The following is a 25,266-nucleotide window of genomic DNA, read 5'->3' on the forward strand; positions in this document are numbered from 1 at the left end:
CTAAAATTATAAGCATGAAAAACATACCCTTTATGAGTTTTAGATATTACGCTTATGGTGTATCCCTCTTGCTTGTCCTTTTGAGCCTTTTATCCCTTTTTTACAGGGGTCTCAATCTTGGGCTTGACTTTACGGGTGGTAGCGTTATTGAGGTAAAGTTTGAAAAACCTGTAAAGGTTGGGGAGGTAAGAAAACTCCTTGAAGATGCGGGTTATTCTCACTTTCAAGTGCAAGACACAGCACAGGGAACAGTTATAGTAAAGCTAAGACTTGGAGACCCAACACAGCCTGCCCTTGAAAGCCTAAAAAACCTGTCAAGCTACGAACTAATAAGGTCTGAAAGCATAGGAGGAATAATAACCTCTGAGCTTCGTCAAAAGGCAATATGGGCGATGCTAATTGCCATTGGAGGCATACTACTTTACCTTGGATACAGGTTTGAACCTCTTTGGGCTTTGGGAGCGGTTTTGGCTTTGGCTCATGACGTTCTTATAGTAGTGGGTGCTTACTCTATAAGTCAAAGGGAGGTAAACCTTGATGTGGTGGCCGCTCTTTTGATAGTGGCGGGTTATTCTGTCTCGGACACGGTAGTGGTCTTTGACAGGATAAGGGAAAACCTCAGGATAAGGAAGGGAACACCCTTTAGAGACTTGATAGACCTCTCCATAAACCAAACCCTTGCCAGAACCCTTATGACCTCTCTTACCACCTTTGTGGTTTCTCTTATGCTCTTTGTGTTTGGCGGTCCTGCTCTTTCTAATATAATGTTTGCCTTTGTGGTGGGTGTAGTGGTGGGAACTTTGTCCTCAATATTCGTGGCAAGTGCTCTGGTATACGACATCAAGCACAGGCTAAAAGCCCAGCCTGTAGGTGTATAATCTTATTAATGAGGGATATTTTTTTAAGGGTAGGTGGTCTTATAGCAGTCCTTGTTCTTCTTGTTGGAGGCTTTCTCCTTTGGGATAACTACAGGAATCGTAAACTTCAGGAGGCTTCTTACAAGGAATACGAAATAAGAAAACTCTTGCAGGCAGGCAACTACGAAAAGGCGAAGGAGCTTATTGACTCAGCTTCTAACAGTTCCATGAAGCCCCTTTTCCTCTCTTACAAGCTGTATATTGCGGACAATTCAAAAGAGCAGAAGGTCAACACCTTAGAAGTGCTTCGTGAAATTACAAATAGCCTCAAGGATAGGGAGCTGTTAGCCTTCTATAGGGAAAGATACGCTTATGAGCTTTTCAAAGAAGGTAAAAACAAGGAAGCCCTAAGTGAATTGGAGAAGATAAGGGAAGAGGACTTTAATTACGTAAGCTCTCTCTTGTTAAAGGCTCAAATTCTCAAGGCGGAAGGGAAAATAGAAGAGGCAAAGGCGGTTTTGAAAAAAATAGAGGAAAAAAGCCCCAACACTTACTTTGCCAATATGGCACAAGCCTTCTCCTTGATAGGAGACTAACATGAAAGACCTTCTTATAGAAATAGGCACTGAGGAGCTACCCGCAAGCCACATCCCTCTGGCGGTAAACCACCTAAAGGAAAAACTCTCCCAGATACTACACAGACAGGACATACAGACCTTTTCAACCCCCAGGAGGCTTGCCTTTTTTGTTAAAAACTTTGAAAATAGTAGTCCTGAGAAGGAAGAAACCATCTACGGTCCACCAGTTAAAGTAGCCTATGAAGACGCAAAGCCCACGAAGGCACTCCTTGCCTTTCTTGAAAGAAACAAGGCAAGCATAGAAGAAGTCATTGAAGTTCAAAAGGGTGAGGGTCTGTATGTGGCTATAAGGAGGAGGGTGAAAGAGGATTCACCCCTTGAGAGGCTTTCAGAGGTCTTTGAGGAGCTCCTAAGGAACGTTCCTTTCCCCAAGACAATGAGATGGGACTCCTCAAATCTTAGGTTTTCAAGACCAATTAGATGGATATGTGCCTTGTATGGCGATGAAGTTTTGCCCCTTTCTTTTGGAAGGTTAAAGGCAGGCAGGATAACATACGGACACAGGATAATCTCTCCAAAGGCTATTGAACTTAAGAGTGCGGGGGAATACCAAGAGGTGCTTAAAGAAAATTATGTAATTGCGGACTACAAGGAAAGGCTTGGTATGGTGCTTGCCTTTCTTCGGGATGAGGCTTACGCTCTTGGTGGAAAGCCCCTGTATCCAGAAGGTCTGGAGGAAGAGGTGGCAAACCTTGTAGAGTTTCCCTTTGCGGTGGTGGGAAAGTTTGAAGAAAAATACCTTGAGCTTCCAGATAAGGTTATAATGACCGTCCTTGCACATCATCAAAGGTTCTTCTGCGTAGAGAAAGACCGCAAACTCCTGCCTTACTTTATAGCCATAAGCAACAACTATCCAAGAGATGGTTTGGTAGTTAAAGGCTACGAAAAGGTTATAAGAGCGAGGCTTGAGGATGCACTGTTTTTCTATAGAGAAGACCTTAAAAGACCTCTTGAGGAGTTGGTTTCTGGACTTTCTGAGGTGCTTTTCCATCCAAAGGCTGGCAGTATGTTAGAGAAGGTGAAAAGGGTAGGAGCCCTTGCCATAAAGCTGGCAGAGCTACTCGGGCTCTCTGAAGAGAAAAAGAAAAAGATAGAAAGGGCTTGCCAGCTCTGTAAGGCAGACCTTCTCACTCAAATGGTAAGGGAGCTTGACGAGCTTCAAGGTTATATGGGATATATATACGCTCTTAAGCAGGGTGAAGACCCAGAAGTTGCCCTTGCACTCTATGAGCATTACCTACCAGTGCGGACTTCTGACCCACTACCTTCAAATGATATCTCTGCGGTGTTATCTGTGGCGGACAGGCTTGACAGCATAAACACCCTTATCACCGTAGGTGAAAGCCCTAAGGGTAGCTCAGACCCTTACGGTATGAAAAGACTTGCTCATGGACTCTTTGCCATATTAGAGCACTTTGGATGGGACATAGACCTTTCTGTATTGCTTGAAAGCTATACTAAAGAATTGGAGAAGTTTCTTGAGGCAAGGCTTGAAGCCTACCTTGACCCCTACGGCTACGACCTTGTGAGAGCGGTTCTTGAAGTAAAGAATCCACTTAAACCCTATGAAATTATAAGCATGGTAAAAACCCTTGCCAGCCTCAGGGAAGAGGAAGAATTTAAACATATAGTGGAAGTATACAGAAGGGTAGTAAGGATACTACCCTCAGAATGGGAGGAAGATATGGTGGAAGAAGGGTTAATAACTGAAAAAGAAGAGGGAGAGCTTTGGAAAGTCCTCAAAAGCCTTAAAAATACGCAGGATATGCTAAGCCTTTACGCTCTTAAAGAACCTATAAACCGCTTCTTTGATAAAGTTTTGGTAATGGACCCAAGAGAAGAGATAAGGAAAAACAGGCTTGCACTTCTTTACAGAATAAAAAAACTTTTTAACAGATTTGCGGATTTTAGCAAGATAGTAATAGAAGGAGGTTAAGGCATGGCGTTTCTTGTTTGGCTTGATGAGGTAGGTATTGAAGACATCCCCCTTGTGGGAGGCAAAAACGCATCCCTTGGAGAGATGATAAGAAACCTCTCCTCTTTGGGTGTAAACGTGCCCTACGGATTTGTGGTTACATCAGAAGCCTACTATGAGTTTATAAGGTATAACAGGCTTGAGGGAGAGATAAAAAAGATACTTCAAGGACTTGACCCAAGCAACGTAGAAGACCTGGCTCGCAGAGGGCACTTGATTAGGGAGCTTATAAAGGGTGGAGAGTTTCCAAGAGAAATAGAGGAGGGTATAAAGGACTATTATCAAAAACTCTCAGAAAGGTATGGCTCCTTTGCTATAGATGTAGCGGTGCGTTCCTCAGCTACAGCAGAAGACCTTCCCCATGCATCCTTTGCAGGACAGCAAGAGACCTACCTCAACGTGGTGGGCGCAGAAAACGTGCTAACTGCGGTAAAAAACGGCTTTGCTTCTCTTTTTACAGATAGAGCCATATCCTACAGAGAGTCCTTTAACTTTGACCACTTTAAGGTGGGTATAGCTATGGGTGTGCAAAAGATGGTCCGCTCCGACATGGGTGCGTCGGGTGTTATGTTTACCCTTGATACAGAATCAGGCTTTAAGGATGTGGTGGTGATAAATGCCACCTACGGGCTCGGTGAGCTCTTGGTGCAGGGTATGGTTACACCCGACGAATACATGGTCTTTAAGCCTACCCTTCAAGCGGGATACTCCGCCATAATTGAAAAAAAACTGGGAAGAAAAGACAGAAAGATGGTATATGGCACTGGGCAGGAAAGGGTAAAGGTGGTAAACGTGTCCCTTCAGGAGCAAAAGCAGTTCGCCCTTTCTGACGATGAAATACTCCAGCTTGCAAGGTGGGGCATACTCATAGAGGACTACTACTCAAGAAAGAACGGCAGGTGGATGCCTATGGATATAGAATGGGCAAAGGATGGAATTCTCAACCAACTCTTTATAGTGCAAGCCAGACCCGAAACAGTCCACTCAAGAAAGGAAGAAAACATACTCAAGGTTTACAAGTTTACCCAGCCTATCGAAGAAAGGTTAAAGGGAAGAATAGTCTATGGCATAGCAGTTGGCGATAAAATAGCTCACGGAAAGGTAAGGGTAATACATGACCTAAAGGATGCGGGGCAGTTTCAAGAGGGCGAGATACTTGTAACGGACATAACGGACCCAGACTGGGAACCCATAATGAAGAAAGCAAGTGGAATAATAACCAACAGAGGTGGAAGGACCGCTCACGCAGCCATAGTGGCAAGAGAGCTTGGAATACCTGCTATCGTTGGCACTCACAAGGCAACTGAGATACTAAAAACAGGTATGGAAGTCACCCTTTCCTGTGCGGAAGGAGAGATAGGATACGTTTACGAAGGCTTTATACCCTTTGAGGTTGAAGAGATAAACCTTGAAAAGCTTCCAAAGACTAACACAAAAATAATGATGAACGTGGGAAACCCTGAATCTGCCTTTAGTTACTCTTCTATACCTAACGATGGCGTAGGACTTGCCAGAGAAGAGTTCATCATAGCTAACTACATAAAAATACACCCCCTTGCACTGCTTCATTATGAGGAGCTAAAGGCTCTTTATCAAGAACTCAAGGCTCAGGGTCTTATAGATGACAGAGGAAATGTGAGCATGGCTGTGGTATATAGGTATGCCAAACCACCGCTCTCTGAAAGGCTTGCAAAGGGCAAAGACAGAAAACAAGTAAACCTTCAAAAACTTATAGAAGACATAGAAAGCCTAACCTTCGGATACGAGGACAAGGCTCAATACTTCGTCAAAAAGCTCTCCTACGGAATTGCCAAAATATCCTCCGCTTTCTATCCAAACCCTGTGATAGTGAGGTTTTCTGACTTTAAGTCCAACGAATACAGAGGACTTATAGGTGGTGAGCTTTTTGAACCAGAAGAAGAAAACCCCATGCTCGGTTGGAGGGGTGCATCAAGGTATTATTCAGAGGTCTATAAGCCTGCTTTTGGGCTTGAGTGTCAGGCAATCTTAAGGGTTAGAAATAAAATGGGTTTGACAAATACAAAGGTTATGATACCATTTTGTAGAACACCTGAGGAGGGAGAAAGGGTGCTTATGGTAATGGAGGAATACGGGCTCAGGAGAGGAGAGAATGGGCTTGAAGTTTATGTGATGGCAGAGCTTCCAAGCAATGTGGTTCTTGCGGACAAGTTCGCAGAGATATTTGATGGCTTTTCCATAGGCTCTAACGACCTTACACAGCTTACACTTGGGCTTGATAGAGACTCTGGGCTTATTGCCCACCTTTACGATGAAAGAAACGAAGCGGTAAAAAGACTTATAGCACAGCTTATACAAACTGCAAAGGAAAAGGGCAGAAAGGTGGGGATATGCGGTCAGGGACCTTCGGACTTTCCAGAGTTTGCAGTCTTTCTGGTAGAGCAAGGCATAGACAGCATATCTCTAAACCCAGACTCTGTGCTTAAGACCATGCTCGTGGTTGCGGAAGCAGAGAGTAAAACGAAAGAGGCTGTGTCATGAAGCTAAGCCTGCCTCTTCCATCTCTTGGGAAGAAAACTAAGACAGTCTTAGGTCTACATTATACAGACAAGGTTATAAGGCTCTTGGAATTGGGGAAGGACAAAAAACCCGTTTCTGAACCCGTTGAGTTAAGTCTTGAGGGAAAGGATAAGGAAAGGGTGCTAAGGGAGCTTGTTCAGAAGCACGGGCTTTCTGGAAAGAGGGTAGCCGCTTGTGTGTCTGTCGACGATGGACTTCTAAAGTTCTACAAGTATCCTACATCCATGAGCAAGAAAGACTTACAGAGTGCTATAGAGTGGTCCATAAAGAGAGAGCTTTCTGCTATGAAGGAAGAAACCTATTACGACTACTTTATACTTGAGCCGGGAGCTGAAGAAAAACAAGTGGGTGTGGTTCTCGTGCTTTCTCGCAAGGAAACGGTTGAAGGTATAAGAAAAATGCTTGAAAATGCAGGGCTCAAACTTCATATCCTTGATTACGAACCTTTAGCCATAATAAACTACGGAATCTATCACAGGCTACCTGTTCCCTATTCCATTCTCTACGTGGACTACAACTACTCTATACTTACCACCTATTCACCCACCAACATAGGCTACTATGTGACCTATTGGAGCTTTATGGAGTTTTTGAAAAGTAAAGACGAGGAGTCTCTTGAGAGCTTTTTTGCAGAAATAAGAAACATAGTAGTCCTCAATGACCTTTCCAGTATGTATGTGGCTGGTCCCATTCTTGCGGAGGAGGAAATGCTCACCAGAGTGATGGAAAACCTTCCCATACTTGGCTTGCTTGACCTTGAAGAGCTTAAACCAAACTTCTTTATTCCGTACATATTAAGTATAAGGGGGATGGAAGGATGATAAGGATAAACCTTGCAAAGGTAAGGAAGGAGGAGGGAAAAAGGGGCATAGCCTTTGACTTATCATCTTTGAAAACTTTAAAGGTGCAGGACTTACTCAAAGCTGGGGGAGAGTATTACGTAGGACTTTTGCTGTGGCTTGGTGTGGTAGGCATATTGGCTTATTATTGGAAAGTCAAAGCAGAAGTGGACTCTCTTAAGGCGGAGCTTGACAATTTAAACGCAGAAAAGACAAGGCTTCAAGCACAGGCAGAAAAATTTCTCAATGAGAAAAAGGCTATAGAAGAGAGGATAGCAAGGATAAAAAAGGGCATACAAGATATTGAAAGTAGCAAGGATATAATCATAGGACTAAAGGCTTACTATGAGCCTTTTAACTCAGGCTTTTTCCTCTACACATCAAGAGTGCCAAGAGCTTCTTGGATTAGCTCCTACACACAATCTCTGAATATAAACCAAGGTAAGCTAACCTCAGAGCTTGAAATAAGCTCCCTTGATTATGAGAGTCTCAGCCTTTATAGTAAGGCACTAAGTAATGCTTCTCAAGGTGTTTATTTTTCTCAGCTTGAAAGAAAAGTAAACCCGCATGGATTTGAATATTATTCTGCCAAGCTGTCTTCTGAAAAAAGCCTGCAGGAAGGGAGGTAAACCATGCAAAAACTCATAGAACAGTTTAAGGCACTTCCTCCTTGGCAGAAGTATGTCCTACTTCTTGGTCTCCCCTCTGTTTTAATCGTATACACTTGGCTAATGCTGATATCTCCAGCTATGGACGAAGTAAGCAAGCTGAGAGTGGAAGCCGATAATGCTAAAGCTGATATTCAACGCATAAGGGCAAGCCTTAATCCAGCGGTCCTTGAAAACCTAAGGAAGGAAGAAAAGGCTCTCAAAGAGGAATACCTTAGAAAACAGGCGGAACTTGTTAGTTTGGTGGGAGAGATACCAACAGAAAAAGACGTGGGTAAAGTAATTGCCAACATAGGGCGTATAGCTAAAAGGTCAAAAGTTACCATACTCAACATGCAGGTCTCTGGAGCTCAAAGGGTAAGCTATACAGTAGTCCAAGAGGGTGAAAGGAAGGTGGTAAAAGAATTACAACAACAGCAACAACAAGCTCAACAACAGCCTGGGCAACAAGCTCAACAAAAACAGCCTAAAGAGAGTATAACCCTTTTAAGAACTGAGGTGAGGATTACACTTCTCGGAGACTACAACTCTGTGAGGGCTTTTCTTGATAACATGAGAAGGGAAGGAATAGTATCCTATCCAGCATCTCTAAGTCTTAACGCCGAGGGTAATAAGTTGAGAGCGGAGTTAGTGATAAATATCTTGATGAAGGAGGGACAGGAGCTATGAAGAGATTACTATTTCTGTTGACTTGTTTTGGTTTTGTTTTTGCACAGCAACCCTTTCAAAACCTTGAGGGTGCGGTAGGCTATATAGTGATTGAAAGGCAGGGAAGGGTGGAAAACTACATCGTGGTTGAGGACAAGGACGGCTCGGTAAGGAACATAAGAGTAGACAGAAACCCATCACAGTTTATGAAGAAGACCGAGGAACAGAGGGAAGGAGGTAGAAGATGAGGAAAGTATTAGGCTTTCTTGTGGTGCTTTTGCTTGTAGGTTTTTCCTATTCTCAAACCATAAGAGAAATGAGGTTTGAGAATGTTAAATTGGAAATAGTCCTAAAGGCACTGGCGGAAGTTTCTGGTATGAATGTCATATTTGACCCAGCAGTTTCTCAAGATCTTCAAAAGACGGTAAGCGTTGCCATATACAGACCTGTGCCTGTAGGAGAAGCTATGAACATTATACTGAAAACTCATAATCTCATTGCGGTGCCTGTGGATACGAGAGTTTTCAGAATAACAAAGTCTGGAGACTTAACCTTTGATGTGGCAAGATATACTGACGCACAAATAAAAGAGCTCGTAGACCTTTTAAAGGCAAGGGTTAGCCCCTCTGCGGAGATAGTAGTAGATAGAACACTTAAAAAGGTCTTTGTTAGAGATGAACTTTCAAGGATAGAACAGCTTAGAAGACTTCAAAGGGACATAGAAAGGGCAAGCCTTCAAGCAGAAGAAAGGGAAGAATACATAACAAAGGTGTTCTACATAAGAAGGGATATATCTTACAAAGACATAGCAAAGGCTCTGCAGGAGCTTAATATCAAAGATATGACTGTAACTGAAGCTCCTGAGTTTAACGCTCTTATAGTTTCCGCTAACAGAAGAGACCTTGAAAGGGTAGAAAAGGCTCTTGAGAGATATATAAGAAGCACAACCTCAGAAAAGCCAATACTTACAAAGGCTCTGTATGTCAAATATGTTCCTGCGGAAGAGTTTAGAAGAATGATACAACCCATGCTCTCCGAAGTTGGTGAGGTTTATGTTTTAGGCACTGGCATTGCAACCACTGTGGCAGAAGAGAGGGAGCTAAGAGACCTCCAGCAAAGGGCTCAGGCAATTGCAGAAAGACTTAGGGATGCATCACCCGAAGAGAGAACACAGCTACAGCAAGAGCTACAAAGACTTCAGCAAAGACAACAGGAGCTTCAGAGGGTTCTTCAAGCTCCCGCCGGTCAGAGAGGAGACAGCGTTAGTATGTCAGGCTTTCCTACAGCAAGGGAAGGCATACTCGGTCCAGAGTTTAGAAAGGAAAAATCCGCAAGGGTGGTATTCCAAAATGCGGTCGTGATTAGGGACTATGCGGACGTGGTATATAGAGTAATGGAAAGATACAAGGATATAGTATCAGAGCAACCCATTCAGATAAAGATAGAGGCAAGGGTTGTGGAGCTTTCTTCCAGTGCGGTTAGGGAGCTTGGAATAAACTGGAATGCTCTTCTTTCTCAAGCAAGGGTGCCTCAATTTTGGAGCGGTGGAGCGGGTTCTAATCTTGGAATAAACGTTTCTCCTCCGCTTAGTCCCGGACTTTCCGCAACACCCGGAGGAATACTTGCCTTTACCTTCCAGAGGGGTGTGTTAAATGCTCTTAACCTAAGGCTCTCTGCCTTTGAGCAGGTGCAGAAAGCTAAAACCCTCTCAAGGCCTGTTATTATGACCCTTAACGGTGAGCCAGCTACCATACAGAGCGTGCTTGAGTATCCAATAAGAAGAGTCACCGTTGTCCCTGGAGGAACTACAACGGTCAGCATAGACTACAAGCTAATACCCCTAAACCTCACCGTCACGCCTGTCCTTCTCCCAGAGGGCAATCTTATGCTGGATATCACCATAACAAAATCAGAGATAACAAACATTGAAAAGTTTATCACAGAAACAGGCTCTGTTTTTGACATTCCAACAGTTCAAAGCCAAAGGGCGGACACAAAGGTTATAGTAAGGGATGGAGACCTTGTGGTGCTTGGAGGTCTGGTAAAGGCTGTGGATAGAAACACAGAAAGAGGCATCCCGGGTCTTATGAGAATTCCCTTTTTTAGATGGCTCTTTATGGAGCAGAGGACAGAAAAGGAAGACACAGAGCTTCTTATCTTTATACAGCCAACGCTTATAACCCAGTAGAACCTATATTTATAGGTGGAGGCTGTTATGAACCTAACAGAGGTGGTTACCATAATCTCTGCCATTACTGTGGTGGTAGGTATAGCGGTTAGTTTGCTTAACAAACGTATTGATGACACTAATAAGCGTATTGATGAGCTTAGACAGGAGCTGAAAGAGGAGATACGGGAAATCAGGATGCTTCTTTATAAGGTCTTAGAAGTGCCGCATAAGGAGGACAAAGGATGAACATAACAGAGGTGGTTACCATCATTTCAGCCATCACCGTGGTGGTAGGTATAGCAGTTAGTTTGCTTAACAAACGGATTGATGATACCAACAAGCGTATTGATGAGCTAAAGCAGGATATGGACAAGAGGTTTGACGAGCTTAGGCAGGAGCTAAAGGGGGAGGTGCGAGAAACAAGGCAGGAGCTAAAAGAGGAGATACGCGAAATAAGAACACTTCTCTACAAAGTTTTAGAAGTCCCTCATAAGGAGGACAAAGGATGAACATAACAGAGGTGGTTACCATCATCTCAGCCATCACTGTGGTGGTAGGTATAGCAGTTAGTTTGCTCAACAAACGCATTGATGACACAAACAGACGCATTGACGATACCAACAAACGCATTGATGAACTAAGACAGGAGCTAAAAGAGGAGATAAAAGAAATCAAGATGCTTCTTTATAAGGTCTTAGAAGTGCCGCATAAGGAGGACAAAGGATGAACATAACAGAGGTGGTTACCATCATCTCAGCCATCACTGTGGTGGTAGGTATAGCAGTTAGTTTGCTTAACAAACGGATTGATGATACCAACAAGCGTATTGATGAGCTAAAGCAGGATATGGACAAGAGGTTTGACGAGCTTAGGCAGGAGCTAAAGGGGGAGGTGCGAGAAACAAGGCAGGAGCTAAAAGAGGAGATACGCGAAATAAGAACACTTCTCTACAAAGTTTTAGAAGTCCCTCATAAGGAGGACAAAGGATGAACATAACAGAGGTGGTTACCATCATTTCAGCCATCACTGTGGTGGTAGGTATAGCAGTTAGTTTGCTTAACAAACGGATTGATGATACCAACAATCGTATTGATGAGCTAAAGCAGGATATGGACAAGAGGTTTGACGAGCTTAGGCAGGAGCTAAAAGAGGAGATACGCGAAATAAGAATACTTCTCTACAAAGTTTTAGAAGTCCCTCATAAGAAGGACAAAGGATGAACATAACAAAGGTGGTTACCATCATCTCTGCCATTACTGTGGTGGTAGGCATAGCGGTTAGCCTGCTTAATAAACGCATAGAGGACACAAACAAACGCATTGACGATACCAACAAACGCATTGACGAACTAAGGCAGGATATGGACAAGAAGTTTGATGAGCTAAGGCACGACACAGATAGGAGGTTTACAGAGCTAAAGGAGGAAATTCGTGAAATACGCCTACTCCTATACAAAGTCTTGGAAGTGCCTCAAAAAGAGGGCAAGACATAGCTCATTCCTTTCGTGAAATTTTCGTGAAGTCTATTGACATCTCCTACAAAAGAGATAAACTAATATCATCCTCTCTAGCCCGGGCAAGGGAGGAAAAACTCAAAAAGGAGGGTTTACCATGAGAGCACTCTACGAAGCAACCGCAAGGTCCATGAGGACCAACAAGGGTTTCACCCTCATTGAGCTCCTTGTAGTGGTCGCCATCATAGCCATACTTGCAGCCATAGCCATACCCCAGTTCAACAAATACCGTGTAACCGCAGCAAAAAACGCTTGCCTCTCTGATGTAAGAAACGCAGTAACCGCATGTGCAGCACACCTTGCAGAAAACCCGAACGCAACCGACTGCCCAAGTTTTGCGGGTGCTAATGTTACCATTGATACCACCAGTGGGACTATCACCGCTACAAAGGCATGCACTGGAGCTGCAGCAGGCAACACCGCAAGCTGCACTTCAAGCAACGACAGCATAAATTGTTCAGTTACTGGTACTGGTGGCGGCACTGGTACTGGTGACGGCACTGATACTGGTGACGGCACTGAATGAATAATGTTTAAATAATAACACCCCCAAGCCCCCTTGTGGGGCTTTTTTTTATTTTGGAGGTTTTTATACCATGAGGAGGGTATATGGGTTTTCTCTGATTGAGCTAATGGTTGTTGTTTCTGTAATTGCAATTTTGACTCTTATAGCCCTACCATCTTACCAATCCTATGTAAAGAACGCCTATAAATCCAAGGCTTTGGCTAACGCAAGGGTGTGTCTTGGAGAGAAGGCACATTCTGGTGTTAATAATTCCTCTTACAATCCTCCAGAAGGTTGCACTGTTGCGGAGGATGGTTCTTCTTGCACTTGCACTGTTTCTGGGTTGGTTGGCTCTGTGACCTGTAGTCTTGGAGAGGGTGGCTCGGTGAGCTGTGAATAGTGTGGCGTGCGTAAGTCTTGGCAACCAGTCTCTGAAAATATTGACACCCAATAATGGTAATTTGTTGCTTGAATTGTTTCACACACAAACTCACAAGCAAAAGCTATAATATCCCTACGTATAGGGCTATTGAAGTCTCTTGCCCTACCACAAAAAGAAAAAGCACCCTTATAGCTCATGTCCTAAAGCTATACAGAAAAACCGCTGAAATAATAGCAAAATTCCAGTGGTTTCTTTAGCTCCTTAAGGAAAGAGGAAAAATAAAGCCAGAATAGGCGGCGAGCTTACTGTCCGCTCCCTTTTTCAAGTAAGAAGCTCCCTAAGAGAGCTAACTCAGGTAGAGAAGCTACTATATTAACGCTTTATATCTTCAAGCTCCCTCGCCGCTGCATAGAGCACTGCGGTAGCTACCACTTCGGAGTCTACCCTTGCTGTGCCTTTCATTTTAGACAGGCTTTTCTTTAGGGATATGACTTCAAGCTCTAAAAGGAGTTGGTCGCCGGGATAGACTGGTCTTTTGAACCTTGCATCATCTATGCCTGCAAAGACTATGGCGTATTTACCTATCTCAAGCCCAAGGGATTTTATCATAAGGATTCCACCCACTTGAGCCATGGCTTCAAGGATATATACGCCCGGCATTAGAGGAAAGTCTGGAAAGTGTCCCTGAAACACAGGCTCGTTTACAGACACATTCTTTATGCCTACTATCCTCTTGCCAAGCTCCATCTCCACAATTTTGTCTACAAGAAGTATAGGATACCTGTGTGGTAGGATTTCCATTATCTCTTTTACGCCCAGCATGGCTATAGATTATAAGCCAAAATTTCATGAATTTTTAACCTTTGGTGATGTATACTCTTTAAATAGAACTATTGGAGGTTTTAGCATGAAGAGGGTTGCCTACTTGACGTTGGCTTCTGGATTAATCTTTGCACTTTCTTGCCAACAAAAGCCTGCGGAACAGCCAGCACAACAAGCACAACCTCAAGAGCAAGCACAACAACCTGCAGAGCAACCTGCACAGCAAGAGGAGCAAAGACCGGCAGAACAGCCTAAGGCAGAAGAAAAACCCGCACAACAAGAAGCTAAGGCTCCAGCGGGACAGCAAGTAGCTCAAGCAAAGGATATGCAGGCTTTCGCCCAGCAGAAGGGCTGTTTTGCCTGCCATGGCATGGACGCCAAAAAGGTGGGACCCTCCTTCAAGGAGGTTGCAAAAAGGTTTGCAGGACAGCCTAATATAGAAGAAGAGCTTGCCAAAAGGATAAAGAACGGTGGTGTAGGAGTATGGGGGCAAGTGCCAATGCCTCCTCAAAACGTTACAGAGCAAGAGGCTAAAGACCTGGCTAAGTGGGTGCTCAGCTTAAAGTGAAGGAAATTTTCAGAGGTTTTATAGAGCTTCACTTTAAAAAGCCTGTGGAGGTCTCTCAGTCTCATGTGAGGGACCTCCTTTTGCTTTCTGTTTTCTTGGACTACTTTGGTCTTGATAATCCTCTTGGCGTGTATGTGCTTGACCTGTATCCTCTAATGCTTTATGAGTTTCATATATGGCATAAGAGCTTAGGGCTTGAAAGGGGAGGTTTGGACTTCCTGCCGTGTTGTTAAAGAGGCTTGTATTCTTTGGTGGTAAAGGAGGAGTGGGTAAAAGCACACTTTCTTGTGCGGTCGCCCTTGAGCTTTCAAAGAGGGAAAAGACCCTTTTGGTCTCCATAGACCCAGCCCATTCTCTTTCTGGCATTTTTCTGGTAGAAGTGGGAGACCAGATAAAAAGACTAAAAGACCAGCTATTTGCCATTGAAATGAAAGCGGAAGCCCTTGTTGAAGACTATGCGGAAAAGGTTTTGTCTACTCTTACTGAGCTTTTACCTACTGTAAGGTCTGGAATAAAAGAGTATGCCAAGTATATAAGACATTCTCCTACCGCTCAAGAGACCGCAATTCTTGACAAGATATTGGATTACTGTGAGGAGTTTACCTATGTGGTGGTAGACTCCGCACCCACTGGTCAGATGCTAAGGCTTTTTGAGACTTTTCACATGGTAAGTGGCTGGTTTGACTTTTTAAGCCAAGTGGCAAAGGAAAGGCACAAAGTGGAAAGGTTTATGGGAAGAGAGGACAGATTACCAAAGCTCATAGAAGAGAGAAAGCAAAAACTTCAAAACTTGGCTAACATACTAAGAGAAAGGACCACAGTTTTTGCAGTTGCCAACGAAGAGCCTCTATCTTTGCAAGAAGCCCAGAATATACGCAATAAGCTCAAGGATATAGAGGTTCAACTTGTAATTAACCGCTGGCACTATATGGAATGTGATTGTATAAAAATTCCTGGGATTGAAAAACCCTATGGCTTTGAAGCCCTTGAGAGACTCTCTATAAAGCCCATTCTGGACTACCTCCTAAGATAGACAAACCACTTCCTAAGCTCTATTCCAAAGAAGGTAAAGACTGGAAGAAGGACCACATAGGGTATATGCTCAAGAGATAGGCTGACCGCATGGAAGTAATCCGCAAGAAAGGTTATGGCAGAAAGTTGAAGTAGAGTTCCTATGAATATGCCAAGATAGACGTATGGGTTGAGCTTTATATGTTCCACTGGGTTTCTAAAGAAGGGTTTCTCGCTTACCTCTTGTACACCTACCGCCCACTGGCTTGCTACCGCAGAGGTAAAGCTAATGGTGAGTGCTATTTCATAGGGATAAGTTTTTAGAAGATAGACAAAAAGCATATAATGTGTAATCGCCATCAAAAGCCCGTTGTAAAGCAAGGTAATGAGCTGTTCCCTGCCCATAAAGACCTCTATAGGGTTCTTTGGCTTTTCCTTCATAGGGTCTCCTTCGTATTTGGTAAAAGGATAAGCCTTGTCTTGGACTCCGTCGGTTACCAAGTTTATCCAAAGTATTTGGGTAGGATATAAGGGTAAAGGTAGTCCTGTGATTATGGCGAAGGAGTTGTAGAAAATCTGAAAGGAGTTGGCAGAAAGGAGATACCTTATGACCTTTGAGATGTTTTTGGCTATGAGCCTGCCTCTTTTTATGGCGTTGACTATTATGGCGAGGTTGTTGTCCACTATTACCATCTTGGCGGCGTCCTTTGCCGCTTGAGAGCCAGAACCCATGGCTATACCAAGGTCTGCCACCCTTAAAGCGGGTGCATCGTTTGCTCCATCTCCAGTTACCGCCACTATCTCACCCCTTGACTGTAAAACCCTTACTATTCTGTATTTGTCTTCTGGCGTAGCCCTTGCCACTATGCTCACCCTTTTGAGTATGTTGTAGAGCTCCTCATCGCTATATCTTTGCATTTCCTTTCCCTCTATGGCTAAGTCCTTGTCTTGGTATATTCCCACCATCCTCCCTATAGCCTTTGCGGTCAAAAGGTTGTCTCCTGTTATCATTATCACCCTTATGCCTGCCCTTTTTGCGGTCTCTACCGCCTCCTTTACTCCTTCCTTTGGAGGGTCCATAAAGCCCACAAGTCCCACTATTTTTATCTTTGCCTCGTCCACATGTTCTGGAATTCTCTCTAACTTTGCATATCCAAAGGCTAAGACTCTCAAACCCTCCTGAGCCATTTTGTCATGTATTTCCCAAACTTCCTCAGGGCATTCCTCCCTGCACATACCCACAAGACTTTCTAACGCACCCTTCACATAAAAGTCAAAACCACCAGACCCGTCGGAAACCACCACAGCCATAAGCCTCCTTTTTGTATCAAATGGGTGTTCCCACAATCTTTCGTAGGTCTTTCTAAGAGCTTCCCAGTTTACCCTTTCTTCCTCTAACCACTGCAAGAGGGCTATCTCAAGGGGGTCTCCTTTAACAGCGTCCGCATCGTTGCAAAGGGCAGAGCAAAGAAATAGTCTTTTTCTATCGTAGGCTTCATACTGGCTAACTTTTAGCCTGCCAAGTGTGATAGTTCCAGTTTTGTCGGAGCATATGTAAGTGGCACTTCCCAAGGTTTCTACCGCAGGCAGGTATTTTACAAGCACCTTTTCCCTTGATAGCCTGACCGCACCTACCACGAGGGCTATGGTTACCACTATGGGAAGTCCTTCGGGGACTGCAGAAACGAGCTGTGCTATGGCAAAAAAGACTATTGTTTTTGAGTCTCTTCCTTGAAGGATTCCAATGACTACCAGCAGGGAAAGGAATACAAGCAAGAAAAGTATCCACCTTTTCCCAAAAGTGCCAAGAGCTCTCGTTAAGGGACTTTCTGGAGATTTCTCCTGCACCCTCTGGGCTATCTTGCCAAGCTCTGTGTTTCTACCTGTGGCAAAGACCACACCAAGAGCCTTTCCTCTTACCACAGTAGTGCCCTTGTATAGGCAATTACTACGAGCATGCAAAGGTGTATCCGCTTGCAATACAACACCTGCCTCTTTTTCCACCGGTAGGGATTCACCTGTGAGCATAGCCTCGTCCACCATAAGCCCAACACTTTCTATGAGTCTTATGTCCGCAGGAACAACATCTCCTTCACTAAGTAAAACGAGGTCTCCAGGCACAAGCTCCTTGCTGTCTATCTCCCTTTCCACACCATCTCTTATGACCTTAACCTTTAGAGCTGTTAGAGACCTCAGGGCTTCTATGGAAGCCATAGCTTTTAGCTCTTGATAGAAACCCAGAATCCCGTTTGCCAACAAAATTCCATACACAACAAGAGCATCCTTGAGGTCTCCAAGGAAAAGTGCTATAAATCCTGCTGTCAAAAGTATAAGCACAAAGGGGCTTGTAAACTGCCTAATAAAGACTCTTAGCTTACTTTCCTTTTCTTCCTTGAGTAGGTTATAACCGTAGGAGGCAAGCCTGCTTTTTGCTTCCTCTTCGCTTAGACCCTCCAACCCAGTTTTTAGCTCTTTTAGAGTGGCTTCAGTACTTTTGTTATGCATGCATGAAATTTTATGGTATAATCTTATTATCATGCAAGAGCTAAACCTAAGCCATGTATACTTTGGCGTGCTGGCGATGGCAATTTCCACAGGTCTTGTGCTAATGGCAGGCAAGCCATCCCTAAAACCCACAAGGTTTCAAGCCTTTTGGGAAGGCTATGTGCGATTTGTTAGAGGTATGGTTCTTGAAAACATGGGACACGAAGGTCTTAGGTATGTGCCACTCATAGCAAGCATAGGGCTCTTCGTGTTCTTTTCCAATCTCCTTGGTATGGTTCCCGGGCTTGAGGCTCCAACGGGTAATGTGAACACAAACTTGGCATTGGCTCTTATAGTCTTTTTCCTATACAACATAGAGGGTTTTAGGCTACACGGCGTAGGATACCTTAAGCACTTTGCGGGTCCAAACCCATACCTTGCACCTGTCTTCTTCCTTATAGAGGTAATCTCTCACCTTGCCAGACCCATAACGCTCACCCTCAGGCTTTTTGCCAATATGAAGGGTGGTGCAATGCTTCTTGTGGTGCTTGTAGGGCTTGTGGTTCAAAACTACGTGGCTATGGCTTTCTCTCCTATATTTTTAATATTCATCATAGCTATAAAGTTTCTTGCGGTCTTTATACAGACCTACATTTTTATGATACTTTCTACCATATACCTTGCAGGTGCGGTAGCTCATGAAGAACACTGAAAATAAATCAAAGGAGGTAGGAATATGAAGGCTACTTTAGTGGCACTTCTAACGGTGCTCTTGCCAACCCTTGCATTGGCAGCGGAAGGAGAGGCTCTAAAGCAGGGTCTCATGTATATGGGTGCAGGATTGGGAATTGGGCTTGCAGCTCTTGGCACAGGTATAGGCATGGGCTTTGCCATAAAAGGCACGCAGGAAGGCGTAGCCAGAAACCCAACCGCAGGTGGAAGACTTCAAACCCTCATGTTCATAGGTCTCGCCTTTATAGAAACCCTTGCCCTCTATGCTTTGCTTGTGGCAATAATCCTACTCTTTGTAAAATAATGGGGGTGCTTCCCCCTTTTATCATTTTGGAGGCATAACATGGCAACACAGAGAAATATAACTCGTATTTCAAACCTAAAGCGTAAACGCAAAAGCGGTTTTCTCGCTCGGATGGAAACAAAAAGCGGAAGAGCCATAATCAAGAGGAGAAGGCAGAAGGGAAGAAAAAGGTTAGCACCTTGAAGAAGATAGTTATTGGGTTTTTAAGATTTTGGCAGGTGTTTATCTCGCCTCTATACCCTCCAAGCTGTAGGTATTACCCTACCTGCTCAAGTTATGCCATAATGGCTGTGGAAAAGCATGGAGTTCTAAAGGGTATGCTAAAAGCCATTTGGAGGGTTCTAAGGTGCAACCCCTTCTCTAAAGGCGGAGTAGACTATCCCTGATGGAAAGGAAAGACCTTGACCTGAGAGGACTTCTCATAATCTTTGTGGTTATGACACTCTTTCTCTTTGCCTATCAGGCATATCTTATCTTTTTTACTCCTCAACCCGCACCCCAAACACAAGAAAAGATAGAAGAAAAGCCTCAAAATGTGCCATCTCTCCTTCTTGGCACTAAAAGAGAAGCTCAAAAGCCACAGGCTCTCAAGACCTTTGACTTTGAAAAGTTTACCCTCACGCTTGCTGAGGAAGGTGCTCGTGTTGTAAAACTTGTGGATAAAAGGTATAAAAAGGACTTGATAACAGAGGAGGAAAAAAGACTTCACATATACCCCCTTGAAGTCTTTACTGGAGACCCAGAGGTTGACACTTTGCTAAATTTCTCTCCCTATGAGATAACTTCAGAAGGCGATAGGATAATTGCCACTCTAAAAGGTGAGACCTTTGAACTTAAGAAAATTCTTGAGTATAAGGGTGATTACTTTACTCTTAAACTGGAAAGCAAGGGACTACCTTCCCTTTTTGTCAACTCTGGCATGCGTGTAAAGGAGGATGACTTCTTTACTCACTCTGGTCCCGTATTTAAGATAGGTGATAAGGTAGAAAGGCTTGAACCCAAGAAGATAGAAGGTAGAGAGCTTATAACGGGAGACATAAGGTTTGCTGGAGAGGAGAGCAGGTATTACTTTAAGGGTTTTGCTGGAAGCATAAATGCGGTTGCGGTTTATAGACTACAGGAACGAGAGACTATAACCTTAGTCAACGCCAAGGATGAGCTTATCTTCTATGCAGGAGCAAAGGAGTATTCAAGGCTGAGAGGTATTGGGCTTTCTGATGTGATAGACTTTGGCACTCTTAGGCTTATTGTTAAGCCACTCTTTGTGTTTATGTATTGGATATACGAGCATCTTCACTCTTGGGTTTTTTCCATAGTTGCACTAACTCTGATAATAAGACTTTTGATGTTCCCTCTTACCTACAAAAGCACCGTAGCTATGAGTAAGATGGCGGAGCTTGCACCTAAGATGCAAGAGTTAAAAGAAAAATACAAAAACGACCCTGCAAAATTCCAAGAAGAGATGATGAAGCTATACAGTGAGGTGGGCTTTAATCCCATGTCAGGATGTCTTCCTATTCTTCTTCAAATACCTGTCTTTTTTGCTCTCTATAAGGTTCTTACCATAACCACAGACCTTCAGCTTGCAAGTTTTCTCTGGGCTCCAAGCCTTGCAGAAAAGGACCCATACTACATCTTACCTATACTTATGGGTGCTACCATGATAGCACAGCAGTTTATTAGTCCAAGTCCAGAGAAATCGCAAAACTACATAATGATAATAGTCTCTGTGGTCTTTACCTTTCTCTTTGCCAGCTTTCCTGCAGGACTTGTCATATACTGGACGCTTAACAACATATTCAACCTCGGGCAGACTTACATAATAAAGAAGCTCACCTTTAAGGATAAACCCTCACAACCTCAGAAGAAGAAAGGAAAGAAAAAATGAGGTTTTTAGTCACAGGTGGTGCAGGCTTTATTGGTTCAAACTTGGGAAAAGCCTTAGAGAAAAAGTATCCTAAGGCAAGGGTGTATGTGCTTGATGACTTTTCCTCGGGGCACTTTAAAAACCTTATAGGTTTTCGTGGTGAGGTCATTACCGCAGACCTTTCAAAAAGAGACCTTTGGGAGTGGCTAAAGGGTAATTTTCATTTTGATGTGGTATTCCATCAGGGTGCTATTACAGACACTACCATACAAGACCAAAGGAGGATGATGGAGGTAAATGCAGACAGTTTAAGGTATATCCTTGATGCTTGTCTGTATTGGAAGGCTAAGCTAATTTATGCCTCATCCGCAGGAGTATATGGCAACAGCGAGCCACCTATGAAGGAAGAAGAGGGGCTTGAGCCAGAAAACATATATGGCTTTTCCAAGCTAACTATGGACAGGATAGCTATTAACTCCTTGGAGGAGCATCCAGAAATTCAAGTGGTGGGTCTTAGATACTTTAATGTCTATGGACCTGGGGAACACTACAAGGGCAAGACCGCAAGCATGATATACCAGCTATACAGACAAATGAAAGAGGGAAAGCGTCCAAGACTTTTCAAGTGGGGAGAGCAGAAAAGGGATTTTGTCTATATAGAAGATGTGATAAGGGCAAACCTCTTGGCTTTTGAGGGAAATGTTTCTGGCGTGTTTAATGTGGCTACTGGCGTGCCAAGAAGTTTTAATGAGATAGTGGACACACTCAACAGATATCTTGGGACAAACTACGAGGTGGAATACTTTGACTGTCCCTATGACTTTTATCAAAACTTCACTCAAGCAGACCTTTCAAAGGCAAAAGAGTTTTTGGGCTACGAGCCTTTATATGGCTTAGAAGAGGGTATAAGGGAATACCTTGAAAAACTGGGAGAAAGTCCTCGGGCTTGACCTTGCAGGAAGTGAAAGGAGAAAGACGGGCTATGCCTATTGGGAAGGAAGTAGCCTAAGGATAGGCGTGGTATACACAGACAGAGAGGTGCTTGAGCTCTCAGAAGGTTTTTCTTTGATAATGATAGATGCTCCGCTTTCCATACCAGCTGGAAGAAGCAGTCTTGAAGATAGAGGACCACATTTGAGAGAGTGCGACCTTTTGCTGAAGAAACAGGGGCATAGGTTTTTCCCTGTAACCTTGGGTCCTATGAGGATGCTCACCAAAAGGGCTATGAGCTTGGCAAAAGATATGAAGGAAAGGGGAGCGGAGGTTTTTGAAACCTTTCCCGGTGCTACCTATGACCTGCTTGGGCTTGATAGAAAGGACAGGAGTTTGATACTTAACTTCTATATGAAATTGCCTTTGGAACTTGAGGAGAGAAAATACTCGCAGGATGAGTTGGATGCGGTTGCCTGTTGGCTTGCGGGCATTTGTCATCTAATGGGCAGAAGCCTTGTATTTTCTGGCAAGGATGGACAGATAGTTGTTGCAAGCAGGGAATGTGTTGAAGGTCTTTGCGACTAGTCTCCGAAAATATTGACATTTATACCTAATAATGGTAATTTATTGCTTGAATTGTTTCACACACAAACTCACAAACAAAAGCTATAATATCCCTATGTATAGGGCTATTGAAGTCTCTTGCCCTACCACAAAGAGAAAAAGCACCCTTATAGCTCATGTCCTAAAGCTATACAGAAAAACCGCTGAAATAATAGCAAAATTCCAGTGGTCTTTATTCTTTAAGACTGGCTCCTTTAACAGAAAAGCCAACATAAAACACTTAAACTGCCCACTTTCAGAAAGGTTCAAGTCCACTATCCAATACCATGTGGTAGTCCCTACACTGGAAAGTTTTATCGCCAATGTCCAAGAAAGGTTCAAAGAGATAGTCCTTAGCTCTACTCTTCCTGAAAAGACAAAAAGAGTTTTGCTATACATAAACTCCAGAGAGGAATGGCTTATTCCAAAAAGTGAGAAAGCCCTGTGGATAGACAAAGACAAAAACAAACATGAGTATGAGATGGTCAAGGAAGAAAGACTGCTTGCTAAGAAGATATTCAAGCATATTCTCAAAAGCTGGAAAAAGCCAAGTTTTAGAGGTATCTCTATGCTTTTAGACAGCAAGTGTGCCTTGCTGGAAAGACCAAAGAGAGCAAAAGCCTTTGACCTCTGGATAAGGCTGTCAACTCATGAAAAAAGAAAGCCTATATATCTGCCTGTGAAACTTCATGAGTATTTTGAGGAAAGAGGTGGAAAGCTAACAAGCATGGTTCAGATAGCAGAGGATGGCAAACTAAGGCTTGTGAAGGAGATAGAGAGGAAGGAGATAGCTTTCAGTGGAGAGGTAGCCCTTGACTTTGGCATGGAGTGTTTTCTTGTTTCAGACAGAGGAGACCTCTTTGGCAGGAAGTTTTACAGCAAGGTCAGGGAGTATGCGGATAAGATAGACAGAATTCAAAGAGAGATACAAAGGAGAGGGAAAAAGCCAACAGAGAGCAGAAGGTATTTAAGACTTCAACACAGGCTAAGTGAGTATGTGAAGAATGAGGTAAGGAGGGTAATAAACAGGGTTATAGAGCTATACAGACCACGAAGGCTTGTGCTTGAGAACCTAAGAGGATTTCTGCAAAGGGTAATAAACAACTTCCCAAAATCAATAAAGCGAGTGCTTATAAGGTTTGGGCTTGGGGAGATAAGGAGGAAGTTAAAGGAGATAAGCGAGGAATATGGCATAGAGGTGGTGTATGTAAATCCTGCCTATAGTTCGCAGGCATGTAGTAATTGTGGGTATGTAGACAAAGAAAATAGGAAGGCAAGGAGTGAGTTTGAGTGTAAGCTATGCAATAGAAAACTCCATGCGGATGTGAATGCAAGCAGGAATCTGCTTAGCCGTGCTAAGTGGAGCTTGCATTTACGTCGTATGGAGCAAGCCCTTATCAAGCAGGTAGAGGAGTTTATGGCTCGCCTGTTTGATGAGCGGTTTAAGTGCCTCTGGAGTAAGGCACTGGGATTGATTGAGAGAAATCCATACTTTCAGTCAGTCCCTAAACCCGAGGTGTGGATAAATGTCCCTAAAAGGGATATTTGTCTATGCTAAGGGATACTCTTGACAAAAGGTGAATTGCGAATTATTATCATTTACAAGGAGGTAAAGGATGGACAGAGTATATATCTTTGACACAACGCTGAGAGATGGAGAACAGGCACCGGGCTTTTCAATGACCACAGAGGAAAAACTCCAGATGGCACAACAGCTTGCAAAACTTGGCGTAGATGTAATAGAAGCAGGCTTTTCTGCGGCATCAAAGGGGGATTTTGAAGCGGTTCAAACCATAGCAAGAGAAGTAAAAGGACCCATAATATGCTCCCTTGCAAGGGCTTTAGAGAGGGACATAGAGCTTGCAGGACAAGCACTTGAGCCTGCGGAGAGAAAAAGAATTCATACCTTTATAGCCACCTCTGAAATACACATGAAGTATAAGCTGAGGATGTCTCCAGAAGAGGTCTTAGAAAGGGCAAAAAGGGCTGTGGAATACGCAAGGAAGTTTACCGACGATGTGGAGTTTTCTTGCGAAGATGCAACCAGAAGTCAGAGGGATTTTCTGTATAAGGTAATAGAGACCGCCATAAAGGCTGGTGCTACCGTTATAAACATACCAGACACCGTTGGCTATACAGTTCCAGAGGAGTTTGCGGACCTCATAGAGGGTATAAGAAACAACGTTCCCAACATTGACAAGGCAATAATAAGCGTTCACTGTCATGATGATCTTGGGATGGCGGTTGCCAATTCTCTTATGGCGGTAAAGCATGGAGCAAGACAGGTAGAATGCACCATAAACGGCATAGGAGAAAGGGCGGGAAACGCAGCCTTGGAAGAGATAGTTATGGCTCTAAGGGTTCGCAAGGACTTCTTTGGAGGTCTATACACCAACATAAACACCAAAGAGCTATATAGGACAAGCAGGCTCTTGTGTAGGATTACAGGCAGTTTTGTCCAGCCCAATAAGGCGGTAGTAGGTGATAACGCCTTTGCTCACGAGTCTGGCATTCACCAACATGGTGTGCTGTCTAATCCTCTCACCTATGAGATTATGTCGCCGGAAGATGTAGGCTTTCCATCAACGCGCATAATCCTCGGTAAACATTCAGGAAGGCACGCCCTAAAGAGCAAGTTAAAAGAAATGGGTTTTGAGTTCTCAGAGGAAGACTTGGACAGGGTTTTTGAAAAATTCAAAGCCCTTGCGGATAAGAAGAAGGATGTCTACGAAGAGGACATAGAGGCACTGGTTTATGAGGAGTTTGTAAAGCATGAAGAGGAAGAGCCCATAAGGGTTATCCACTATCAAGTTCAGACAGGAGACAAACTCTTACCTACCGCCACCGTGGTGCTGACCTTTAAGGGAGAGGAAAGAACCGCTACCTCTACTGGTAATGGACCTGTAGACGCCATAATAAGAGCAATACAGAAAGCTCTCGGTGTAGAACCTAAGCTCTTGGACTTTTCTATCAAAGCACTAACTCCTAACACGGACGCTCAGGCGGAGTCAAGGCTTGTGATAGAGCTGGATGGAGTTAAGGCAAGCGGAAGAGGTGTGGACGTGGATATAATAAGGGCAAGCGTAAGCGGTTTTGTGGACGCGCTCAACAGGGCTATGATGAGGAAAAGCTACATAGTTTCAAGGGAAAGCCTAAGAAGGGAAGGCACAGTTTGAAATTTTAGAACT

General features: G+C 43.7%; 31 protein-coding genes. 29 read left to right on the plus strand and 2 right to left on the minus strand.

Features of this window, described 5'->3' with window-relative positions; translation table 11 throughout:
• Window positions 1-14: 14 nt before the first annotated feature.
• The 17 genes from secF (at window position 15) to IAE16_RS03495 (ending at window position 12,772) form a co-directional block, all read left to right on the plus strand.
• On the plus strand, window positions 15-878 hold the full coding sequence (gene secF / locus IAE16_RS03415) for a protein translocase subunit SecF (RefSeq protein ID WP_323701323.1): 864 nt from the start codon (window positions 15-17) through the stop codon (window positions 876-878).
• Between the two features lie 8 nt (window positions 879-886).
• Window positions 887-1,453 carry a tetratricopeptide repeat protein gene (locus IAE16_RS03420; protein ID WP_323701324.1) on the plus strand — a complete coding sequence of 189 codons (567 nt, stop codon included), beginning with the start codon at window positions 887-889 and terminating at the stop codon, window positions 1,451-1,453.
• A 1-nt stretch (window position 1,454) separates the two neighbouring features.
• Window positions 1,455-3,431, plus strand: coding sequence for a glycine--tRNA ligase subunit beta (glyS, locus tag IAE16_RS03425; protein WP_323701325.1), 1,977 nt, complete (start codon window positions 1,455-1,457; stop codon window positions 3,429-3,431).
• A gap of 3 nt (window positions 3,432-3,434) precedes the next feature.
• On the plus strand, window positions 3,435-5,990 hold the full coding sequence (gene ppsA / locus IAE16_RS03430; RefSeq protein WP_323701326.1) for a pyruvate, water dikinase: 2,556 nt from the start codon (window positions 3,435-3,437) through the stop codon (window positions 5,988-5,990).
• Window positions 5,987-6,850 carry a type IV pilus biogenesis protein PilM gene (pilM, locus tag IAE16_RS03435; protein ID WP_323701327.1) on the plus strand — a complete coding sequence of 288 codons (864 nt, stop codon included), beginning with the start codon at window positions 5,987-5,989 and terminating at the stop codon, window positions 6,848-6,850. Before ppsA ends, pilM begins: the two co-directional genes overlap by 4 nt.
• Window positions 6,847-7,497 carry a septum formation initiator family protein gene (locus tag IAE16_RS03440; RefSeq protein WP_323701328.1) on the plus strand — a complete coding sequence of 217 codons (651 nt, stop codon included), beginning with the start codon at window positions 6,847-6,849 and terminating at the stop codon, window positions 7,495-7,497. Before pilM ends, IAE16_RS03440 begins: the two co-directional genes overlap by 4 nt.
• A gap of 3 nt (window positions 7,498-7,500) precedes the next feature.
• Window positions 7,501-8,205 (plus strand): hypothetical protein, encoded by a 705-nt coding sequence (locus tag IAE16_RS03445; protein WP_323701329.1) that lies wholly within the window; start codon window positions 7,501-7,503, stop codon window positions 8,203-8,205.
• Window positions 8,202-8,432, plus strand: coding sequence for a hypothetical protein (locus IAE16_RS03450; RefSeq protein WP_323701330.1), 231 nt, complete (start codon window positions 8,202-8,204; stop codon window positions 8,430-8,432). The genes IAE16_RS03445 and IAE16_RS03450 overlap by 4 nt, the downstream gene beginning before the upstream one ends.
• Window positions 8,429-10,372 (plus strand): secretin GspD/PilQ domain-containing protein, encoded by a 1,944-nt coding sequence (locus IAE16_RS03455; RefSeq protein ID WP_323701331.1) that lies wholly within the window; start codon window positions 8,429-8,431, stop codon window positions 10,370-10,372. The genes IAE16_RS03450 and IAE16_RS03455 overlap by 4 nt, the downstream gene beginning before the upstream one ends.
• A 27-nt stretch (window positions 10,373-10,399) precedes the next feature.
• A complete protein-coding gene (locus IAE16_RS03460) occupies window positions 10,400-10,600 on the plus strand; it encodes a hypothetical protein (RefSeq protein WP_323701332.1) in 201 nt (66 codons plus the stop codon).
• Window positions 10,597-10,863, plus strand: a complete 267-nt coding sequence (locus IAE16_RS03465) for a hypothetical protein (protein WP_323701333.1) — start codon at window positions 10,597-10,599, stop codon at window positions 10,861-10,863. The genes IAE16_RS03460 and IAE16_RS03465 overlap by 4 nt, the downstream gene beginning before the upstream one ends.
• On the plus strand, window positions 10,860-11,081 hold the full coding sequence (locus IAE16_RS03470) for a hypothetical protein (RefSeq protein WP_323701334.1): 222 nt from the start codon (window positions 10,860-10,862) through the stop codon (window positions 11,079-11,081). The genes IAE16_RS03465 and IAE16_RS03470 overlap by 4 nt, the downstream gene beginning before the upstream one ends.
• Window positions 11,078-11,344, plus strand: coding sequence for a hypothetical protein (locus IAE16_RS03475; RefSeq protein ID WP_323701333.1), 267 nt, complete (start codon window positions 11,078-11,080; stop codon window positions 11,342-11,344). The genes IAE16_RS03470 and IAE16_RS03475 overlap by 4 nt, the downstream gene beginning before the upstream one ends.
• Entirely contained in the window at window positions 11,341-11,574 is a 234-nt protein-coding gene (locus tag IAE16_RS03480; protein ID WP_323701335.1) for a hypothetical protein, read from the plus strand. Before IAE16_RS03475 ends, IAE16_RS03480 begins: the two co-directional genes overlap by 4 nt.
• Window positions 11,571-11,846, plus strand: a complete 276-nt coding sequence (locus tag IAE16_RS03485; protein ID WP_323701336.1) for a hypothetical protein — start codon at window positions 11,571-11,573, stop codon at window positions 11,844-11,846. Before IAE16_RS03480 ends, IAE16_RS03485 begins: the two co-directional genes overlap by 4 nt.
• Before the next feature lie 118 nt (window positions 11,847-11,964).
• The gene (locus tag IAE16_RS03490; protein WP_323701337.1) at window positions 11,965-12,393 is read left to right on the plus strand and encodes a prepilin-type N-terminal cleavage/methylation domain-containing protein; all 429 of its coding nucleotides are present in this window, start codon (window positions 11,965-11,967) and stop codon (window positions 12,391-12,393) included.
• 70 nt (window positions 12,394-12,463) lie between these two features.
• Window positions 12,464-12,772: a prepilin-type N-terminal cleavage/methylation domain-containing protein gene (locus IAE16_RS03495; RefSeq protein WP_323701338.1), complete on the plus strand. Its 309-nt coding sequence runs from the start codon at window positions 12,464-12,466 to the stop codon at window positions 12,770-12,772.
• Between the two features lie 354 nt (window positions 12,773-13,126).
• Here IAE16_RS03495 and fabZ read toward each other — a convergent pair whose 3' ends face one another.
• On the minus strand, window positions 13,127-13,573 hold the full coding sequence (gene fabZ, locus IAE16_RS03500; protein ID WP_323701627.1) for a 3-hydroxyacyl-ACP dehydratase FabZ: 447 nt from the start codon (window positions 13,571-13,573) through the stop codon (window positions 13,127-13,129).
• 328 nt (window positions 13,574-13,901) lie between these two features.
• Here fabZ and IAE16_RS03505 point away from each other — a divergent pair, with 328 nt between their 5' ends.
• Genes IAE16_RS03505 through IAE16_RS03515 form a run of 3 tightly spaced genes read left to right on the plus strand, consistent with a single transcriptional unit; the run spans window position 13,902 to window position 15,177 of the window.
• Window positions 13,902-14,144, plus strand: coding sequence for a c-type cytochrome (locus IAE16_RS03505; protein WP_323701628.1), 243 nt, complete (start codon window positions 13,902-13,904; stop codon window positions 14,142-14,144).
• Window positions 14,141-14,377 carry a DUF7990 family protein gene (locus IAE16_RS03510; protein ID WP_323701339.1) on the plus strand — a complete coding sequence of 79 codons (237 nt, stop codon included), beginning with the start codon at window positions 14,141-14,143 and terminating at the stop codon, window positions 14,375-14,377. Before IAE16_RS03505 ends, IAE16_RS03510 begins: the two co-directional genes overlap by 4 nt.
• Window positions 14,368-15,177, plus strand: a complete 810-nt coding sequence (locus IAE16_RS03515; protein WP_323701340.1) for an ArsA family ATPase — start codon at window positions 14,368-14,370, stop codon at window positions 15,175-15,177. The genes IAE16_RS03510 and IAE16_RS03515 overlap by 10 nt, the downstream gene beginning before the upstream one ends.
• Here IAE16_RS03515 and IAE16_RS03520 read toward each other — a convergent pair.
• The gene (locus tag IAE16_RS03520; RefSeq protein WP_323701341.1) at window positions 15,162-17,660 is read right to left on the minus strand and encodes a cation-translocating P-type ATPase; all 2,499 of its coding nucleotides are present in this window, start codon (window positions 17,658-17,660) and stop codon (window positions 15,162-15,164) included. The genes IAE16_RS03515 and IAE16_RS03520 overlap by 16 nt on opposite strands.
• A 31-nt stretch (window positions 17,661-17,691) precedes the next feature.
• Here IAE16_RS03520 and atpB point away from each other — a divergent pair, with 31 nt between their 5' ends.
• The 9 genes from atpB to leuA all read left to right on the plus strand — a co-directional run bounded on the left by atpB (window position 17,692) and on the right by leuA (window position 25,254).
• On the plus strand, window positions 17,692-18,351 hold the full coding sequence (atpB, locus tag IAE16_RS03525; protein WP_323701342.1) for a F0F1 ATP synthase subunit A: 660 nt from the start codon (window positions 17,692-17,694) through the stop codon (window positions 18,349-18,351).
• A gap of 24 nt (window positions 18,352-18,375) precedes the next feature.
• Window positions 18,376-18,675 carry an ATP synthase F0 subunit C gene (gene atpE / locus IAE16_RS03530; protein ID WP_323701343.1) on the plus strand — a complete coding sequence of 100 codons (300 nt, stop codon included), beginning with the start codon at window positions 18,376-18,378 and terminating at the stop codon, window positions 18,673-18,675.
• 39 nt (window positions 18,676-18,714) lie between these two features.
• Window positions 18,715-18,858: a 50S ribosomal protein L34 gene (gene rpmH / locus IAE16_RS03535; protein ID WP_323701344.1), complete on the plus strand. Its 144-nt coding sequence runs from the start codon at window positions 18,715-18,717 to the stop codon at window positions 18,856-18,858.
• Window positions 18,855-19,061 carry a membrane protein insertion efficiency factor YidD gene (gene yidD / locus IAE16_RS03540; protein ID WP_323701346.1) on the plus strand — a complete coding sequence of 69 codons (207 nt, stop codon included), beginning with the start codon at window positions 18,855-18,857 and terminating at the stop codon, window positions 19,059-19,061. The genes rpmH and yidD overlap by 4 nt, the downstream gene beginning before the upstream one ends.
• The gene (gene yidC / locus IAE16_RS03545; protein ID WP_323701347.1) at window positions 19,061-20,563 is read left to right on the plus strand and encodes a membrane protein insertase YidC; all 1,503 of its coding nucleotides are present in this window, start codon (window positions 19,061-19,063) and stop codon (window positions 20,561-20,563) included. Before yidD ends, yidC begins: the two co-directional genes overlap by 1 nt.
• A complete protein-coding gene (rfaD, locus tag IAE16_RS03550; protein WP_323701348.1) occupies window positions 20,560-21,492 on the plus strand; it encodes an ADP-glyceromanno-heptose 6-epimerase in 933 nt (310 codons plus the stop codon). Before yidC ends, rfaD begins: the two co-directional genes overlap by 4 nt.
• Window positions 21,461-22,060 carry a DUF429 domain-containing protein gene (locus IAE16_RS03555; RefSeq protein WP_323701349.1) on the plus strand — a complete coding sequence of 200 codons (600 nt, stop codon included), beginning with the start codon at window positions 21,461-21,463 and terminating at the stop codon, window positions 22,058-22,060. Before rfaD ends, IAE16_RS03555 begins: the two co-directional genes overlap by 32 nt.
• Window positions 22,061-22,154: 94 nt before the next feature.
• A complete protein-coding gene (locus IAE16_RS03560; RefSeq protein WP_323701350.1) occupies window positions 22,155-23,636 on the plus strand; it encodes an RNA-guided endonuclease InsQ/TnpB family protein in 1,482 nt (493 codons plus the stop codon).
• Between the two features lie 58 nt (window positions 23,637-23,694).
• A complete protein-coding gene (leuA, locus tag IAE16_RS03565; RefSeq protein ID WP_323701351.1) occupies window positions 23,695-25,254 on the plus strand; it encodes a 2-isopropylmalate synthase in 1,560 nt (519 codons plus the stop codon).
• Window positions 25,255-25,266 lie beyond the last annotated feature (12 nt).

The sequence above is a fragment of the Hydrogenobacter sp. T-2 genome, assembly GCF_033971325.1.
Lineage (GTDB): Bacteria > Aquificota > Aquificia > Aquificales > Aquificaceae > Pampinifervens > Pampinifervens diazotrophicum.

What these genes read in the sequence shown, in the direction of transcription:
- secF (WP_323701323.1), top strand. Translation starts at nt 15, where the DNA reads ATGAAAAACATACCCTTTATGAGTTTTAGATATTACGCTTATGGTGTA.
- IAE16_RS03420 (WP_323701324.1), top strand. Translation starts at nt 887, where the DNA reads ATGAGGGATATTTTTTTAAGGGTAGGTGGTCTTATAGCAGTCCTTGTT.
- glyS (WP_323701325.1), top strand. Translation starts at nt 1,455, where the DNA reads ATGAAAGACCTTCTTATAGAAATAGGCACTGAGGAGCTACCCGCAAGC.
- ppsA (WP_323701326.1), top strand. Translation starts at nt 3,435, where the DNA reads ATGGCGTTTCTTGTTTGGCTTGATGAGGTAGGTATTGAAGACATCCCC.
- pilM (WP_323701327.1), top strand. Translation starts at nt 5,987, where the DNA reads ATGAAGCTAAGCCTGCCTCTTCCATCTCTTGGGAAGAAAACTAAGACA.
- IAE16_RS03440 (WP_323701328.1), top strand. Translation starts at nt 6,847, where the DNA reads ATGATAAGGATAAACCTTGCAAAGGTAAGGAAGGAGGAGGGAAAAAGG.
- IAE16_RS03445 (WP_323701329.1), top strand. Translation starts at nt 7,501, where the DNA reads ATGCAAAAACTCATAGAACAGTTTAAGGCACTTCCTCCTTGGCAGAAG.
- IAE16_RS03450 (WP_323701330.1), top strand. Translation starts at nt 8,202, where the DNA reads ATGAAGAGATTACTATTTCTGTTGACTTGTTTTGGTTTTGTTTTTGCA.
- IAE16_RS03455 (WP_323701331.1), top strand. Translation starts at nt 8,429, where the DNA reads ATGAGGAAAGTATTAGGCTTTCTTGTGGTGCTTTTGCTTGTAGGTTTT.
- IAE16_RS03460 (WP_323701332.1), top strand. Translation starts at nt 10,400, where the DNA reads ATGAACCTAACAGAGGTGGTTACCATAATCTCTGCCATTACTGTGGTG.
- IAE16_RS03465 (WP_323701333.1), top strand. Translation starts at nt 10,597, where the DNA reads ATGAACATAACAGAGGTGGTTACCATCATTTCAGCCATCACCGTGGTG.
- IAE16_RS03470 (WP_323701334.1), top strand. Translation starts at nt 10,860, where the DNA reads ATGAACATAACAGAGGTGGTTACCATCATCTCAGCCATCACTGTGGTG.
- IAE16_RS03475 (WP_323701333.1), top strand. Translation starts at nt 11,078, where the DNA reads ATGAACATAACAGAGGTGGTTACCATCATCTCAGCCATCACTGTGGTG.
- IAE16_RS03480 (WP_323701335.1), top strand. Translation starts at nt 11,341, where the DNA reads ATGAACATAACAGAGGTGGTTACCATCATTTCAGCCATCACTGTGGTG.
- IAE16_RS03485 (WP_323701336.1), top strand. Translation starts at nt 11,571, where the DNA reads ATGAACATAACAAAGGTGGTTACCATCATCTCTGCCATTACTGTGGTG.
- IAE16_RS03490 (WP_323701337.1), top strand. Translation starts at nt 11,965, where the DNA reads ATGAGAGCACTCTACGAAGCAACCGCAAGGTCCATGAGGACCAACAAG.
- IAE16_RS03495 (WP_323701338.1), top strand. Translation starts at nt 12,464, where the DNA reads ATGAGGAGGGTATATGGGTTTTCTCTGATTGAGCTAATGGTTGTTGTT.
- IAE16_RS03505 (WP_323701628.1), top strand. Translation starts at nt 13,902, where the DNA reads ATGCAGGCTTTCGCCCAGCAGAAGGGCTGTTTTGCCTGCCATGGCATG.
- IAE16_RS03520 (WP_323701341.1), bottom strand. Translation starts at nt 17,660, where the DNA reads ATGCATAACAAAAGTACTGAAGCCACTCTAAAAGAGCTAAAAACTGGG.
- atpB (WP_323701342.1), top strand. Translation starts at nt 17,692, where the DNA reads ATGCAAGAGCTAAACCTAAGCCATGTATACTTTGGCGTGCTGGCGATG.
- atpE (WP_323701343.1), top strand. Translation starts at nt 18,376, where the DNA reads ATGAAGGCTACTTTAGTGGCACTTCTAACGGTGCTCTTGCCAACCCTT.
- rpmH (WP_323701344.1), top strand. Translation starts at nt 18,715, where the DNA reads ATGGCAACACAGAGAAATATAACTCGTATTTCAAACCTAAAGCGTAAA.
- yidC (WP_323701347.1), top strand. Translation starts at nt 19,061, where the DNA reads ATGGAAAGGAAAGACCTTGACCTGAGAGGACTTCTCATAATCTTTGTG.
- rfaD (WP_323701348.1), top strand. Translation starts at nt 20,560, where the DNA reads ATGAGGTTTTTAGTCACAGGTGGTGCAGGCTTTATTGGTTCAAACTTG.
- IAE16_RS03560 (WP_323701350.1), top strand. Translation starts at nt 22,155, where the DNA reads ATGTATAGGGCTATTGAAGTCTCTTGCCCTACCACAAAGAGAAAAAGC.
- leuA (WP_323701351.1), top strand. Translation starts at nt 23,695, where the DNA reads ATGGACAGAGTATATATCTTTGACACAACGCTGAGAGATGGAGAACAG.